Consider the following 15,551-nt stretch of genomic DNA (forward strand, 5'->3'; position numbering starts at 1 on the left):
TGGAACTCAACCGCCCAGCGTGGCCTTGACGATCTTGTCGGGATCGCGGACCGGCTCGCCGCGCTTGATCTTGTCGACGTTCTCCATGCCGGACACGACCTCGCCCCAGACCGTATATTGACGGTCGAGGAAGCGCGCGTCGTCGAAGCAGATGAAGAACTGCGAATTGGCGCTGTCAGGGTTCTGCGCGCGAGCCATGGAGCACGTCCCGCGCACATGCGGCGCCGTGTTGAACTCGGCCTTGAGGTCCGGATATGTCGACCCGCCCGTGCCGGTGCCGCGCGGGCAGCCGGTCTGCGCCATGAAGCCCTCGATCACGCGGTGAAAAACAATGCCGTCGTAGAAGCCCTCGGAAACGAGCTGCTTGATGCGCGCGACATGGTTGGGCGCGAGATCGGGACGGAACTTGATGACGACCGGACCCTTGGTGGTCTCGAGCGTCATGGTGTCGACGGCGTCAGTCATTACTTTCCTTCCTTGGAAAAAGCTCCCTGCCCCGAAGAGCGGCCAGAGGCGCGGGAGCCGTTGGACGACGACGCCCTCGTGCTTTAGGACGCCCGCTGACACGGGATCCTCGGCATGAGGGCTGTGTCGTTGAACATCAGCTCTCGTCGCCGGCGACGCGAATCTTCACGATCTTGTCCGGCCCATCGACCATGCCGTTGTTGGCCTTGTCGCCCTTCTTGATCTTGTCGACCACGTCCATGCCGGACACGACTTCGCCCCAGATCGTATATTTGCCCTGGAGCTGCGGCGCGTCGGCGAAGCAGATGAAGAACTGCGAGTTGGCGGAGTCCTTGTCGCCCGGCTGGCGCGCCATCGCGACCGTGCCGCGCTTGAAGGGCAGATCGCTGAATTCCGCCTTGAGGTCGGGATAGCGGGAGCTGCCCATGCCCGTGCCTTCCGGATCGCCGGCTTGCGCCATGAAGCCGTCGATCACGCGGTGAAAGACGATATTGTCGTAGAAATGCTCCTTAGCGAGCCGCTTGATGCGCTCGACGTGCTTTGGCGCGAGATCGGGCCGCAGCTTGATGGTGACGCGCCCGTCCTTGGTGTCGAGATAAAGAAGCTCATCTTCCGCGCGAACGACGGAAGCCGCGCCGAGGGCGACGGAGAAAGCCGCGGCGGCGAGCAGCAGACGGCGGGTGATTTTCATGGAACGCCTCCCTTTGATCTTATTGGCGCGAATTCCTGTCGCTCGCATTTGCGGGCGGAAAGCGCGCTCGGCCTTGGTTTTAACCGCGCCTTGCGATGGCGCGTTGGAGGGCCTCGACGGAAGCGGCCGGCGCGAAGGCCGACACGTCGCCGCCGAGCGCCGCAATCTGGCGCACGAGCGTGCCGCTGATGTGGCGCAGCCCTGGCGAGGCCGGCAGGAAAACCGTGCGAATGCCGGGCGCAAGCGTCCCGTTCATCCCCGCCATCTGCATTTCATAGTCGAAATCGGCGCCGTCGCGCAATCCGCGCAGGATGGCGCAAGCCCCCCGCTCCCGCGCGGCGTCGACCACGAGCCCGTCGAAGCTCGCGACGGACACTGATCCGCCGTATCCCTCCGCGGCGCAGGAGGCGCCGATCGCCGCCGCCCGCTCCTCGAACGTCAGCCAGGGGGCCTTGCCGGGATGCACGCCGATCGCGACCACGACCCTGTCGAAGAGCGCGACGCCCTGACGAATGACGTCGAGATGTCCAAAGGTGAGCGGATCGAACGTGCCGGAATAGAGCGCCACGCGGCTCATGACGGCAGCTCGTGCGCGATGGCGCCGCCGACGACGGCGGTTTTCACGACGCCCTGCAACAGCGCGCCGTCGAAGGGCGTGTTGCGGCAGCGCGAATGGAGTTTCTCGGGATCGACGACGAAAGGCTCGTCCGGGTCGAACCGGATGATGTCGGCGGGCGCGCCCTTTTGCAGACGCCCTTGCTCGAGTCCAAGAATTTCCGCCGGGCGCGACGACATCGCGGCGAGGAGCCGCGGCAGGGAAACGTCTCCGGAATGCGCGAGCCGCAGGCCGGCGGCGAGCATGGTCTCGACGCCGATCGCGCCGAACTCCGCCTCGGCGAAAGGAAGCCGCTTGGTCTCGACGTCCTGCGGATCGTGGTCGGAAACGATCACGTCGATCAGCCCCTCCGCCAGCGCGGCGACGAGCGCCTTGCGCTCCTCTTCATGACGTAGGGGCGGGCGCAGCTTGAGGAAGGTGCGATAATCGCCGATGTCGTTTTCGTTCAGCGTGAGGTGATTGATCGTCACGCCGCAGGTGACGGGTAGCCCGGCAGCCTTCGCGGCCCGCAGCGCGTCGAGGGAGAGCGTCGTCGTGACGATGGCCGCGTGATAGCGGGCGCCGGTGAGCGCGACGAGGCGCAGGTCGCGGTCGAGCATCACTGTTTCCGCCTCGCGCGGCACACCTGGCAAGCCGAGCCGCAACGCGAAGTCGCCTTCGTTCATCACGCCGCCGGCGAGGTCCGGATCCTGCGTGAAGTGGACCACGAGCGCATTGAAATCTCGCGCGTAGGTGAGCGCGCGGCGCATGACCAGCGCGTTCCGCACCGAGCGCGCGCCGTCGAAAAAGGCGACCGCGCCAGCCTGTTGCAATAGCCCCAGCTCGGCGATCTCCCTCCCCTCCCGGCCCTTGGTCAGCGCAGCCATGGGCAGGACGCGGACGCGGCCCGTGTCGCGCGCGCGGCGGAGCACGAAATCGACCACTGCGGGATCGTCGACGGCGGGAAAGGTCGCGCTGGTGGCGACAAGCGTCGTTACGCCGCCCGCGGCGGCGGACATGGTGGCGCTGGCGATGGTCTCTCGATGCTCGCCGCCAGGCTCGCCGACGAACGCTTGCATGTCGACGAGGCCGGGCGCGAGGACGTCCCCGCCGCAATCGACGACCCGCGCGCCGTCGGGCGTCGAATCCCGGGTGACCGTCGGGCCGAGATCGGCGATGCGCCCGTTCTGAACGAGAAGCCCGCCACGCGACTCGCGCCCCGAGGCAGGGTCGATCAGGCGGGCGTTGACGAAGAGAAGCGGCGCGGAAACGTGAGGCGGCATGGCGACCCTGATTAGGGCATTTTGCCGGGCTTGGGAATTCTCCTCGCCGGAGCCCTGCCGCCCCCCCCGGTCGACCCGCGGTGCCGAACGAGACAGCCTCGACGACACGCAAAGCCCTTGTAAACAAATAGTTCAAAGCTCTCTAAAGATCTCTAGAGTATCTTAGGCCCCACATTTTCATCTACAGCCGAACGGCCTCGTATGTTCATTTAAACCACGCGGCGGATTTTCAAATTGTGTTTATTTTATTGCGAGACTCCCGTCTCTCCCCTATCGTGCGCCTGTTTCTCGAAAAAATGTGGGGTGGACGCTGTGAAATCATTTCGTCTCTTTCTAGCCGCGCTGGCGTCGCTGACGCTGTCAGCGACGGCGCAGGCGCAATCCGAAAAAAGTAAATTGAGCGCGCAGACGCTCGCCAAGACGGCGACGTCCGGCGAGCTTGCCGCCGCTCTGGCCAAGGACGGCTCCGTTCGTGTCGTCGTCATCGTCAAAGCCGCGGGCCGGACCAGCGAACAGCTGACGGCGGCGGCGCACGACGCGGCGACGCGCGCGGCGACGAAGCAGGAAATCGCGGCGGCCATCGAGGCCGTGCTTTCCAGCCACAAGCTTTCCGGCGTCAGCACGGCCAAGGGCGCGCCCGCGGTCGTACGGCTCACGACCGCGCCGGCGTTTTCGGTTGTCGTCAACGCTGCGGAACTCGACGATTTGGCAAATGATCCGCGCGTTGCGGCCGTCGAATACGATCGGCCCATGACGAAGCAGCTTGCTGTGACTCTCCCGCTGATCGGCATGCCCACTGTCCATGCGGGCGGCGGCACCGGCGTCGGCTACGCGGTCGCCCAGATCGACGACGGCATCCAGCGCGACCACCTGTTCCTCGGTCTCGCACGTTTGTATCCTGGCCGCGAAGCCTGTTTCCTCGCGACGAACAACTGTCCGAACGGGACGTCGGAGCAGATCGGCGCAGGCGCGGCGGCGGCGGCCCCCGGCGCCTCCCACGGCACGCACACCGCCGGCATCGCGGTCGGCAACCGCGCCAGCGGCACGCCCAACAAGGGCGTCGCGCCGGCTGCGAAGCTAATCCCGATCAACATCTTCGGCCCGAGTTCCACGGTTCCGTTCTCGATCATCCAGCGGGCGTTCGAGCACGTCGAGGATCTCGTGCTGCTGAGCAGCGGAACCAATCCGCTGAAAATCGCCTCCGTGAATATGAGCGTGGGCGGCGGATCCAGCGCGGGCGTCTGCGACTCCGATCCGACGATGGCGCTGCTGAAGCCGGTCATCGACAGTCTGCGGAGCAAGAACGTCTTGTCGGCGGTCTCGGCAGGCAATGACTACTTTAGGTCGGCTATGGGGTATCCCGCCTGCGTCTCCTCCATCGTGTCGGTGGCGGCGACGAGCCGTTCGGGCGTGGTCGCCAGCTATACGAACATCAGCCCGAGCACGGACCTCTTCGCTCCGGGCGGCGACGTCGGCGGCGACTGCGTCGTCTCCTCGGTGCCGACGAACAGTTTCAGCGCTTATTGCGGCACGTCGATGGCCGCGCCGCATGTCGCAGGCGCCATTGCGGTTCTGAAGCAAAAGGTTCCGACGGCGAGCGCCTGCAAGATCGAGGACGCGCTCAAGGTGACCGGCCTCGCGACGGCCGACACCCGTTCTAGCGGAACGATCACCAAACCGCGCATCCGCGTGAACCTCGCGCTCGCGCGTCTGCTGGCGCCCGCCGCTCCGGCAAACAATAACTTCGCCGCCGCGACGATCATTCCCGCCACGGCCACGAATCTCGGGCTCACCGGATCGAACATCGCAGCCACTTTGGAAACGGGCGAACCGCGTCATGTCGTGGCGACGTCAAACCGCAGCGTCTGGTGGAAATGGACGCCGAGCTTCACCGGCCCGGCGACCATCGATACGCTGGGTTCCGGCTTCGACACCGTCATGGCGGTCTACCGTGGCGCGACCGCCGTCACGAGCCTCGGAACGCTTGTCGCTCAGAATGACAATGCTTCAGCCACGGAGCGCACGAGCAGCGTCACGTTCACTGCCGTCGCCGGTCAGACCTACCACATCGTCGTGGCCGGCAAGACCGTTGCCGAGGAGTGCTCGATCGCGTTGAACCTCCTGCGTCCGCCGGCGAACGACAACTTCGCGCAGGCGCGCGCCGTAACGGTCCTCGCCACTCAGGAGCTGGGCGTCGGCGGCAGCAATGTCGGCGCGACGAAGGAAGTCGGCGAGCCGAACCACAACGGCAATCCCGCGAATACCTCGACCGTCTGGTTCCGCTTCCGGGCGCCGGTTTCGGGTCCGATCACGCTGGACACCGAGGGCTCCGGGCTCAGCGACACGGTTCTCGCCGTCTACACCGGCGCGGCCGTCAATGCGCTGACCCAGGTCGCCGTCGACGACGACAGCGGCGCGGGACTATGGAGCAAGCTGTCCTTCGACATGGTGGCCGGCACGACCTACAATGTCGCCGTGATGGGCTACTCAGGGGCGCAGGGCCGGTATCGACTCTGGTTCAGCCCCGCCGGCGCCCTCAAAATCGACCGCACGAAAGTCGCCGTCGATTGAGACGGGCCCGCGGCCAGGGAAAAAGGCCGGGCCTTCGCAAACAAAACAAGGGGCGGCGTTCGCGCCGCCCCTCTTGCGTTACCGGCGAAGACTGCGCGCCGGGCTATTTTCTTACGCCTCCGTTGAAGCCCGCCGGCGCGGTCTTCCTCTCTTCGAACTTCGCGAATCGCACGAGCACGTCGGCGCCGTCCTCGGGCGGCGAGGCGAGGCGCGCGCGGAAGGCCACTTTCTCGCCGGCTTCGAGGCGCGATTTCGGCGTGGGCGCCGTCCATGCGTAGCGGTCGAGGCCATTCGGCCCGCGCACCGCGAGCGTGATCGGCGGCACGCGATTTTGCTCGCGGCGCATGTTGACGATTTCGCCCTCGGTGACGAGCACCTTGCGCGCACCGTCGATCACGATGCGCGATCGCACGTCGCGGAACTCCAGTCCCGCGAGGTTCACCGGCATGCCGAGGGCGCGATAGGCGGTCGCCATGGCGGGCAGAACCCGGACGATGCGTTCGCGCATCGCGATGATCGCCGTGGCGCCGAAAACCAAGGCGATCATCGTCGCGAAGACAGGCCAGCGGTCGGATTTGCGCTCGGGAAGCGGCCGCGCCGCCGGCCGATTGGGAGGGCCCCACATTTCCTCGTAGCTCGGCGGGCGCGGGAACTCGCTTGACGCCTCGGCGGCGATCTCCCCCGGCGTCGCTGGTCCGTCGAAATCCCTGTCGTGCACGAGGCCCATGCTGCGCTCCCGCTTGCGCGTCGCGAAAATGCGCGCGATCAGGGATTCATTGACCTCGATTATGGTTAAGGACGGGTGAACTGCTAATGTCCCGTCCGAATCCGCCGTCGCCATCGGCGCCGGTTGCACGGCGCAGCTTTCGGGAGCGGTCCAAAGGTGCTGAGTTTCGAGAATGTCGGGCTCCGATACGGCGTCGGGCCGGAAACGCTGCGCGACGTGACCTTTGAAGTCGCGCCGCGCTCGTTCCAGTTTCTCACCGGCCCGTCCGGCGCCGGCAAGACGACGTTGATGCGCCTCATCATCATGGCGCTGAAGCCCACGCGCGGCCTCATCAACATCTTCGGGCGGGACTCGGCGACGCTGGACAAGGACGAAATCACCGAGACGCGCCGCCGGATCGGCGTCGTCTTCCAGGACTTCCGCCTGCTCGACCATCTCACCCTCTACGAAAACGTCGCCCTGCCCCTGCGCGTGCTCGGCCGGGAAGAGTCGAGCTACCGCTCGGAAGTGACCGAGCTTCTGAAATGGGTCGGCCTCGGCGAGCGAAAGCACAGTTTGCCCAGCGTCCTCTCCGGCGGCGAGAAGCAGCGCGCCTCGATCGCTCGGGCGCTCATCTCGCAGCCCAAGCTCCTGCTCGCCGACGAACCCACGGGCAACGTCGATCCGACACTTGCCCGCCGCATTTTGCGGCTCTTTGTCGAGCTGCACAAATCGGGCACGGCGGTGATCATCGCGACGCATGATCTGAGTCTGATGGATCAATATGACGAGGCCCGGCGCCTGGTGCTGGCGGACGGCCGGCTGCACATCTTCGAGTGAGGGAGATGGCTCTGTCCTTCGCCCAAAAGCTGCTGTCGTTCGCCCGGGGGCTGAACCCGCCCGAAGAGACGCTGGAAGAAGACGGCCCGTCCCAGCCGACGGCGCTCGTGCCGACGGACTCGGTCGCGGGCCGCTCGCTCGTCATCGTCATCGCGATCATGACCTTCCTTGCGGCGCTCGCCGCCGGGGCCGCTCTGCTCGTCGCGGAGGCCAGCGTCGAATGGCGCAATGAAGCGTCGAGCGAAGCGAGCGTCCAGGTGCGTCCCGCGCAGGGCCGGGACATGGAGGCGGATCTCAAGAAAGCGGCGGAGATCCTTCAGCGAACACCCGGCGTGCGGGAGGCGCAGATTTACACCAAGGCCGAATCCGAAGCCTTGCTGGCGCCCTGGCTCGGTCAGGGGCTCGATTTTTCCGAATTGCCGACGCCGCGCATGATCGTCGTGAAGCTGGACCCGAAGAAGCGGCCAGACCTCGACAGTCTGCGGACGGAGCTTTCCAGCGCCGTCCCCAGCGCCGTGCTCGACGACCATCATCTTTTCGTCGAACGCCTCGGCGACATGGCGCGCGCGGTCGTCGCGGTTTCGGCGATGATCTTCGTGCTCATCGTCGGCGCAATGGGCATCGCCGTCGCCTCCGCAACGCGGGCGGCGGTCGCCACCAACCGCGAGATCGTGGAAGTGCTGCATATCGTCGGCGCCGCGGACACCTTCATCGCGCAAGAATTTCAGCGCCGCTTCCTGGCGCTCGGACTGCGCGGCGCGGCGCTCGGCGGCGGAGCGGCGATCGCCTTTTTCCTGCTGGCGCGAACCCTGACGCGAAGCTGGCGCGCGACCGCGGGCGGCGAGCAGATGGAGGCCATGTTCGGCGACTTCTCGCTGGGGCCCGAAGGAATCGTCATCATCCTGCTACTCGCCGGAGGAATCGCTGTTTTGACCGGCTATCTCTCGCAGCTCATCGTCTTCCGTCATTTGCGCCGACTGGGGTGACTTCCGCGGCCCCGGGGCATTATGTCCTCCTCTGAAAAAGCGAATCGCGCTTCGACGCGCGGTCGGCCGAATATAACGGGAGGAAGCGGGTGAGGGCGACGGCGCGCCGTTGGAGCGCGAAAAAAAGCCGGTTCGGCCGCCGCCTCGCCGTTGCGGCGCTGGGCTTCGCCGGGGCCTGCGTCGCAGCCTTCGGGCTGGGATTCCTCTGGTTCGCCCACTCGCTCGCGCGCGTCGAACCAATTCTAGAGGTCAGGGCCGAAGGCGTCGTGGCCTTCACCGGAGGGTCGGACCGGGTGCAGGAGGCGGCCGAATTTCTCGCCCGCGGTCAGGCCAAACGGATGCTCATCACGGGCGTCAACCGCGCGACGCGAAGCTCCGTGCTCGCCAAGCTCTTACCTCTCCCCCGCGACCTATTCAACTGCTGCGTGGATCTCGGCTATCAGGCGCTCGATACGATCGGCAACGCCCGGGAAACGCGCGAGTGGGCGCAGGTGCACAACATTACGCGCTCGCTCATCGTCGTCACGTCGAACTACCACATGCCGCGCGCGCTGGCGGAGCTTTCGGCGGAGCTGCCGGACGTCAAGCTATATCCGTTTCCGGTCGTCAGCGAGCATGTGACGGTCGCGGACTGGTCGCGCGACCTGAACGTCGCGCGCCTCGTCGGCGGCGAGTATCTGAAATATCTCGGCGCCTACGTGCGCCTTTACTTCCGCCCGAAGCAGAGCGGCCTCGATCTCGCGCAGCTGCGCGCGAGCGCGACCCTGTCAGAGTGAGCGCCTTGTTTTCCGGCGCCGCGCTGGCGTAAAAGGCGCGGGCGCGTCGCCAAAGTAACCCTGCCCATGATCTATCTGCGCTCTTTCGTCTTCCAGATCCTGTTCTTCGCCACGATGATCCTGCTCCAGATCGTCTGGCTGCCGGGCCTTTTCATGCGCCGTCAGGTTTCGCAGGAGCTCGGGCGCACCTGGGGGCGGCTCTCGCTGTGGCTCCTGGACAAAATCTGCGGAACGAAAGTGGAGTTTCGCGGAGTCGAGAATATTCCGAAGGGCGCGGTGATCGTCGCGGCGAAACATCAGTCGATCTGGGACACCTTCGTTCTGCCGACGAAATTTCCCGACTTCAGCTACATCCTCAAGCATGAGCTGGTCTGGATTCCCTTCTTCGGCTGGTATCTGCTCGCCGCCGAACAGATCGGCATCGACCGGGCCAAGGGCGGCAAGCTGCTGCCCCAGCTCATTGCTAAAGCAAAGAAGATCTTCGCGCAGGGCCGCCAGCTTTTCATCTTCCCGGAAGGCACGCGCCGCCCCGCCGGCGCGCCGCCCGCCTACAAGATGGGCGTCGCGCATCTCTATGCGGCGGCCGATGTGCCGGTGCTGCCGGTCGCGCTCAACGCCGGGCTTTTCTGGCCGCGCCGCTCTTTCCTGATCCATCCGGGGACGATCGTGATGGAGTTTCTGCCGGTCATTCCGCCCGGCCTGCCGCCGCGCGAATTCTTCGAGAAAATGCAGACTGAGATCGAAACCGCCTCCGACCGGTTGATCGCGGAAGCGGTGGCGAAGGATCCGGGTCTCGCGAAGCGCGTCGAGGAAAACCGGGCCAGGGCGATCGAAGCAGACAAGGCGCGCGCCGCGAGGAAGGCGGGCGAGCTTTAAAAGCCGCCGCCTTCGCCTCTTAAGCGGTCGCCGCTCCCGTCAGCGCCGCACGCGCCTCGTAGAGCGGATATTCCGCCTCGACGATATAGGGACCGCCGCCCACGGAGGCGCGCGACGACATGAGCACGAATCGCTCGGCCCTGAACCGCAGCGGCGGGAAATAGCCGCGCGCGCCGAGATAGGCGGCAACGGACGCCGCGCTCGATCCGCGCAGACGCGCGAGCGTCACATGCGGCGCGAATTTCCGCGGCTCCGGCGGCGCGCCGAGACGGCGCATCAGCCGCTCCTGCTCGGCCTGTAAATCCATCAACGCCGGATCGGGCCGCACCCGCGCCACGATCGCCCGCGGCCGATCCCCGCCGAATGACGTCAACTGGTCGATGACGACATCGACCTCGGGCCGTTCGATAAAGGAAAGCGCGTTGGCGGCGTCGCGGGCGAAGGCGTCGTCGACGTCGCCGAGAAAGCGCAGGGTGACGTGATAGTTCTCAACGTCGATCCAGCGCGCGCCGGAGAGGCCGCCGCGCAGGCGCGCGAGGCTTTCGGCGATGTGGGGAGGAACTTCCAGGGCCGTGAACAGTCTAGGCATATGCTCCTCCTCGAACAGCTGTTGGACCAGCCGCGCTAGCGCGTTTCCCTCCTCGCGCCCGCGGACGCGAGAACCCTTTCGACATAGGGGGCCATTCTTCTTGCAATCTTCGTGACGCCCGCCGCATTCGGGTGCACGCCGTCGCCGATCAGAAGCTTCGGATCGCCCCAGACGCCTTCCATGAAGAAAGGAACCATCGTCACCCCATATTTCCGGGCGAGGTCTGGATAAATCGAATCGAACTCCTCACGATAAGCTTGCCCCCAGTTGTTGCTGGAGACCATTGCCGCCAGAACGACAGGCACGCCTTTCGACTGAAAAGTTTCGATCATTTTCTCGAGATTGGCGCGGGCGTCCTTGGGCGGCATCCCGTTCAGCATGTCGTTCGCCCCAAGCTCCAGAATCGCCGCGTCCATCGGCCCGGTCGAAAGGGCGTAATCGAGCCGCGCGAGGCCCATCGCCGTCGTATCGCCGGAGACCCCCGCATTGATCACCTCCACATCGAGCCCCCGGGCCGCGAGCAGGCGCTTCAGCTGCGCGGGAAGAGTATCCTCCGCTGCAAGGCCCGGGCCAGCCGTCAGGCTGTCGCCGAAGGCGAGCACGCGCTTTTGCGCGGCCTCCGCGCTGGCGCCGGCGAGAAGGGAAACGGCGAAAGCCGCGATTTGAAGCCAGCGCCCGAACAGGCGATAAGGCGGGAAAGTCACAAGCGTCTGAAGCGGCGCGTCGTTCAAGGAAAGCTTCTCCGTGCAGCCGGTCATCGAACTCGCGGACGTCGATCTCACGCTGGGCGACGGCGCCGCGCGGGTCCACGTTCTCAAGGGCGTCAGCCTAAACATAGCCCATGGCGAGACGGTCAGTCTCCTGGGGCCGTCCGGCTCGGGGAAATCGACACTGCTCATGACCCTCGCCGGGCTCGAGCGCCCCAACTCCGGCGCCGTCCGCATAGACGGCCGCGACCTGGGCGCGATGTCGGAAGACGCGCTGGCGCGGTTCCGTGGCCAGAAGATAGGCGTGGTCTTCCAGTCTTTCCAGCTGATTCCGACCATGACGGCGCTGGAAAACGTCGCCGTTCCATTGGAACTCGCGGGAAAATCAGATGCCTATGACATCGCCGAAGCGGAGCTTGCGGCGGTGGGGCTTAGCGCGCGGCTCTCCCATTACCCCGCGCAGCTCTCGGGCGGGGAGCAGCAGCGCGTGGCGCTGGCCCGCGCACTCGCGCCCGATCCGCTGATCCTTGCGGCGGACGAGCCGACGGGGAATCTGGACTCCGAGACCGGCGCCGCCGTCATCGACCTCATTTTTGCCCAGCAGAAGCGCCGGGGCGCCACGCTGGTTCTCGTCACCCACGATCCGGGGCTCGCCGCGCGCTGCGGACGGCGCGTGCGGCTGCGCTCGGGGCGGATCGAAGCGGACGAAAGCTGATGGCTGGCGCGCGTTTCCGCTCCCTCCCCTTCGCCCTGCGCTTCGCCCTGCGCGATCTTTTTGGCGATCCGCGCGGCTTCGGCATTTTCATCGTCTGCATCGTCATCGGCGTCGCGGCGATCTCGGGGGTCGCGGGCCTCTCGCGCTCGCTCGCGCAGGGCCTCGCCCGCGAGGGACGCACCATTCTCGGCGGCGACGCCTCTTTCAGCCTCGTCGCGCGCGATTTCTCGCCCGAGCAGCGGGCCTTTTTCGAAGCGCGCGGGCGCCTGTCGGACATCTCGCTGATGCGCGCCATGGCGCGGCGCGACGACGGCGAGGCGGCCATGGTGGAAATCAAGGCCGTCGATCCCTCGACCTATCCGGCCTTCGGCGCCGTGGAGCTGGACCCCGCCCTGCCCCTGACGGACGCGCTCGGGGAAAAGGACGGCGTCGCGGGAATCGCGGTCGACCCGATTCTGCTCGCGCGGCTCGACGTGAAGCTCGGCGAGACGCTGATGATCGGCGCCGCGCGGCTGCAATTGCGCGCGAAGCTCGTCGCCGAACCCGACAAGCTTGCGGGCGGCGTCGGCTTCGGCCCGCGCGTGATGATGACGCGCGCGGCGCTCGCCGCCGCCGGCCTTTTGACGCCGGGGACGGTCGTGCGCAACGTCACGCGCGTGACGCTTCACGGAAAGGCGAGCGACGAGGACGTAAAGTCCTTTGCGAAAGCCGCAGACGCGGCCTTTCCGCAGGCCGGCTGGGAGGCGCGCACGCGGGACGCCGTATCTCCGCAATTCTCGCGCAATCTCGACCGCTTCACGCAATTGCTCACGCTTGTCGCGCTCACCGCCCTTGTCGCGGGCGGCGCCGGCGTCGCTAACGCCGTTCACGGCTTCGTCGAGCGCAAGCGGACGCAATTCGCGGTCCTGAAGGCGCTCGGCGCAACGGGGTCGCGCGTCTTCGCCATTGCGCTCGCGCAGGTCATGGCCGCGGCCGCCTTCGCCATAGCGCTCGGCCTCGCAGTCGGCGCCGTCATTCCGCTCGCGGCGGCGGAAACGCTGAAACAGGTCGCGGAACTTCCCGTTTCCGCCTCGCTCGACGCGCGCGGCGCGCTCATGGGCGCGCTCTACGGCCTTCTCGTCACGCTCATGTTTGCGCTCGTCCCGCTCGGCCGCGCCCATGAAGTCCCGGTCGCGGCGCTGCTCCGGGACGACGCCCGCAACGTCAGGCTCGCGCGCTATCGCGCCGGGGCCTGGGCGGCCGCGGCGGCGCTCGCCGCGCTTGTGATCGCGTCCTCGCCCGATCTCAAGCTCGGGGGCGCCTATGCGGCGGCGGCCGTCGCCGCCTTCGCAGTCTTGCGCGGCGCGGCCTGGCTGACGATGCGAATCGCGCGCGCCTTGCCCCGCCCCCGCGACGCGCGGCTACGGCTCGCTCTCGCCAACATCTGGCGCCCGAAAAGCCTCACGCCCGCGTTGGTCGTCTCCATCGGCCTGACGCAGACCTTGCTCATCGCCCTCGCCCTGGTCGAGGGCGCGATCCATAAGGAGCTGGCGCGGGCGGATGCGGGCGAAATCCCGAATTTCTTCTTCATCGACACGCCGAAGGCGCAGGCGCAAGCCTTCAACGCCTTCCTCGCCGAACAGGCCCCTGGCGCGAAGATCGAGCATGTGCCGATGATGCGCGGCCGGATCGTCGAGGTGAAAGGCGTTCCGGTCGACAGGATCAGCGTCGCCGACGACGCCAAATGGGCGCTGGAGGGCGATCGCGGCGTGACCTTTTCCGCTTCCGTGCCGTCGAATTCGCAGTTGGTCGCGGGCGAATGGTGGGCCGGCGACTACACTGGTCCGCCCCTCGTCTCGCTGGAACAGCGCATCGCCGAAGGGCTCGGGCTCGGCCTCGGGGACGAGATCAAGGTCAATGTGCTGGGCCGCGAGACGGTCGCGAAAGTCGCGAGTCTGCGCAAGGTCGACTGGCGCAGCTACAACATCAATTTCGTGATGGTGTTCTCGCCGAACACATTCGCCGCCGCTCCCTATATGGAGCTGTTCACCATTGCTTACGACGCGCCCTCCGTCGCCGCCCGCGACGCGATGGACGCGCGGCTCGCCCGCGAGACCGCCAAGCGCTTCCCGATGGTCGTGTCCGTGCGCGTGAAGGAGGCGCTCGCGGCGATCGACAAAATCGCCGGACAGCTCGCGCTCGCCGCCCGCGCCGCGTCGGGCCTCGCCATCGTCACCGCGATTCTCGCGCTCGCGAGCGCCGTTGCGAGCGGCCAGCGCGCGCGGCTGCACGACGCCGTGGTGCTGAAGACCCTGGGCGCGACGCGCGGCTGGCTCGCCGCCGCCTATGGGCTGGAGTTCGGCGTCGTCGGGCTCGTCGCTTCGTTCATCGCGGTGGCCGCCGGTTCCGGGGCGGCCTACGCCATGGTGACGCTTCTGATGAAAATCGACTTCGCCTTCCCCATGGGCGTCGTGGCCGCGACGACCGGCGCGACGCTCATCGTCACGATCGCCCTTGGACTCGCGGGCACCTGGCGCGTGCTGTCGCGCCGGCCGGGGCCGGAATTGCGGGAATTGTGAGCGATCCGGACGCCCGGGCGGCCGCGTCCCCCTTGCCCTTCCAGCCCCGTCGGCGTAGAAAGCGCGTCTCGCGCCGCCGGCCGGAAGGTCGTATCGGCGCTTTTTGGCTTGACCGGACGCCTAGCCCGGCGGGCCGCGACCCCAGATTGGAAGTTTCTCGCACGTGCCCGACAAGAGCGAATTCTCTCCGCAGAATATCGGCGTCTCGATCCTCGGCGGCTTCGCCGCGGCCGCGGTGGCCCTCGTCGTCACGCGCGGGGGACTGGCCGGGCTTTTGTTCGCCCATCTCGCGCCCCTGCCCCTGATCATCGTCGCCCTCGGTTTCGGCGTTCGGCATGGCGCGACTTCCGCGATCGTCGCGACGCTGATCCTGTCGTTCTATCCGCATCCGGTCGTCGGCATGGGCTACGCGCTTCTCGTCGCCGGGCCGGCCTGGCTCGCCGCCTATGCAGCCTCGGGCGCGCCGCGCGGCCGCCGCGACCTCATCGCGTCTAACGTCTCGAGCTGGGCTTGTCTCGCCGCGGGCGCGGTTTTGGCGACCGCCGTCATTTTGTGGCTGATCGTCGCGACGATCAGCTTCGGCTCGCTCGACGAGGCGCTGAACCCCATCCGCGCCCGCGCTTTCCTGATGCTCGACTCGATGCTGCGGGACAAGGAGCTGCCGGAGGGCGTCAATCCGACTGAACTTTCGGGTCAGGTCGCGCGGGCGGTTCCCGCCATGCTCGCGGGCTACGGACTCTTCATTCATGTCGCCAATCTTTGGCTGGGCGGTTTCATCGCCCGCGCCTCCGGGCTGCTCTCCCGCCCCTGGCCCGACATTGCGATGGACTTCCGCCTTCCCCGCGCGGTGACGGGCGCCTTCGTTTCCGGCCTCGCGCTCGCCTTTTTCAACGGCCCCTCGGGCGCCATCGGCCTCGTGCTGGTCGCGACCATGGGCACGCTCCTGATGCTTCAGGGCCTCGCGGTGGTGCACGTGGTGGTGCGCGGGTCGAAGTCGAGCGCGCTCGTGCTTGGCGTCCTCTACTTCATGCTCGGCCTGCTCGGTTGGCCGATCGTGCCCCTCGCCGTGCTCGGCGGCGCCGACACAATCTTCAACTATCGCGACCGCAAGCAGGCCGCGGCGCCGGATCAGCCGCAAAAATCGGATTGACTTCGTCCCGATTTTCCTGACAAAGCGCACAACTCCCGGAGAC

15 protein-coding genes are annotated in these 15,551 nt (G+C 66.9%); 8 read left to right on the plus strand and 7 right to left on the minus strand.

Annotated elements, in window-relative coordinates:
* Positions 1-6: 6 nt before the first annotated feature.
* The 4 genes from ACV959_RS09690 to pyrC form a co-directional block, all read right to left on the minus strand.
* Positions 7-465, minus strand: a complete 459-nt coding sequence (locus tag ACV959_RS09690; protein ID WP_475736407.1) for a peptidylprolyl isomerase — start codon at positions 463-465, stop codon at positions 7-9.
* Between the two features lie 136 nt (positions 466-601).
* Complete coding sequence (locus ACV959_RS09695) at positions 602-1,156, minus strand: peptidylprolyl isomerase (RefSeq protein ID WP_475736408.1); 555 nt, start codon at positions 1,154-1,156, stop codon at positions 602-604.
* A gap of 79 nt (positions 1,157-1,235) precedes the next feature.
* Positions 1,236-1,733 (minus strand): pantetheine-phosphate adenylyltransferase, encoded by a 498-nt coding sequence (coaD, locus tag ACV959_RS09700; protein WP_475736409.1) that lies wholly within the window; start codon positions 1,731-1,733, stop codon positions 1,236-1,238.
* Positions 1,730-3,034, minus strand: a complete 1,305-nt coding sequence (gene pyrC / locus ACV959_RS09705; protein WP_475736410.1) for a dihydroorotase — start codon at positions 3,032-3,034, stop codon at positions 1,730-1,732. The genes coaD and pyrC overlap by 4 nt, the downstream gene beginning before the upstream one ends.
* A gap of 312 nt (positions 3,035-3,346) precedes the next feature.
* Here pyrC and ACV959_RS09710 point away from each other — a divergent pair, with 312 nt between their 5' ends.
* Positions 3,347-5,605 (plus strand): S8 family peptidase, encoded by a 2,259-nt coding sequence (locus tag ACV959_RS09710; protein WP_475736411.1) that lies wholly within the window; start codon positions 3,347-3,349, stop codon positions 5,603-5,605.
* A 103-nt stretch (positions 5,606-5,708) separates the two neighbouring features.
* Here the strand turns inward: ACV959_RS09710 and ACV959_RS09715 are convergent, their stop codons facing one another.
* Positions 5,709-6,446 (minus strand): hypothetical protein, encoded by a 738-nt coding sequence (locus ACV959_RS09715; protein ID WP_475736412.1) that lies wholly within the window; start codon positions 6,444-6,446, stop codon positions 5,709-5,711.
* Between the two features lie 42 nt (positions 6,447-6,488).
* Here ACV959_RS09715 and ftsE point away from each other — a divergent pair, with 42 nt between their 5' ends.
* The 4 genes from ftsE to ACV959_RS09735 all read left to right on the plus strand — a co-directional run bounded on the left by ftsE (position 6,489) and on the right by ACV959_RS09735 (position 9,789).
* Positions 6,489-7,151 (plus strand): cell division ATP-binding protein FtsE, encoded by a 663-nt coding sequence (gene ftsE, locus ACV959_RS09720; protein WP_475736413.1) that lies wholly within the window; start codon positions 6,489-6,491, stop codon positions 7,149-7,151.
* A gap of 5 nt (positions 7,152-7,156) precedes the next feature.
* Entirely contained in the window at positions 7,157-8,137 is a 981-nt protein-coding gene (locus ACV959_RS09725; RefSeq protein WP_475736414.1) for a cell division protein FtsX, read from the plus strand.
* An 89-nt stretch (positions 8,138-8,226) separates the two neighbouring features.
* Complete coding sequence (locus ACV959_RS09730) at positions 8,227-8,913, plus strand: YdcF family protein (RefSeq protein ID WP_475736415.1); 687 nt, start codon at positions 8,227-8,229, stop codon at positions 8,911-8,913.
* A gap of 66 nt (positions 8,914-8,979) precedes the next feature.
* Positions 8,980-9,789 (plus strand): lysophospholipid acyltransferase family protein, encoded by an 810-nt coding sequence (locus ACV959_RS09735; protein WP_475736416.1) that lies wholly within the window; start codon positions 8,980-8,982, stop codon positions 9,787-9,789.
* 19 nt (positions 9,790-9,808) lie between these two features.
* On the opposite strand, the gene thpR is transcribed toward ACV959_RS09735, so the two are convergent.
* Together thpR and ACV959_RS09745 are read right to left on the minus strand one after the other, a co-directional pair.
* On the minus strand, positions 9,809-10,378 hold the full coding sequence (gene thpR / locus ACV959_RS09740) for an RNA 2',3'-cyclic phosphodiesterase (RefSeq protein WP_475736417.1): 570 nt from the start codon (positions 10,376-10,378) through the stop codon (positions 9,809-9,811).
* 35 nt (positions 10,379-10,413) lie between these two features.
* The gene (locus ACV959_RS09745) at positions 10,414-11,109 is read right to left on the minus strand and encodes an arylesterase (RefSeq protein WP_475736418.1); all 696 of its coding nucleotides are present in this window, start codon (positions 11,107-11,109) and stop codon (positions 10,414-10,416) included.
* A 13-nt stretch (positions 11,110-11,122) separates the two neighbouring features.
* Here ACV959_RS09745 and ACV959_RS09750 point away from each other — a divergent pair, with 13 nt between their 5' ends.
* From ACV959_RS09750 to ACV959_RS09760, 3 genes are all read left to right on the plus strand, one after another.
* Positions 11,123-11,800, plus strand: a complete 678-nt coding sequence (locus ACV959_RS09750) for an ABC transporter ATP-binding protein (RefSeq protein ID WP_475736419.1) — start codon at positions 11,123-11,125, stop codon at positions 11,798-11,800.
* Positions 11,800-14,358 carry an ABC transporter permease gene (locus tag ACV959_RS09755; protein WP_475736420.1) on the plus strand — a complete coding sequence of 853 codons (2,559 nt, stop codon included), beginning with the start codon at positions 11,800-11,802 and terminating at the stop codon, positions 14,356-14,358. The genes ACV959_RS09750 and ACV959_RS09755 overlap by 1 nt, the downstream gene beginning before the upstream one ends.
* A gap of 163 nt (positions 14,359-14,521) precedes the next feature.
* Positions 14,522-15,508 carry a DUF2232 domain-containing protein gene (locus ACV959_RS09760; protein ID WP_475736421.1) on the plus strand — a complete coding sequence of 329 codons (987 nt, stop codon included), beginning with the start codon at positions 14,522-14,524 and terminating at the stop codon, positions 15,506-15,508.
* The last annotated feature ends 43 nt before the right edge of the window (positions 15,509-15,551 follow it).

Source organism: Methylocystis sp. Se48, assembly GCF_056269425.1.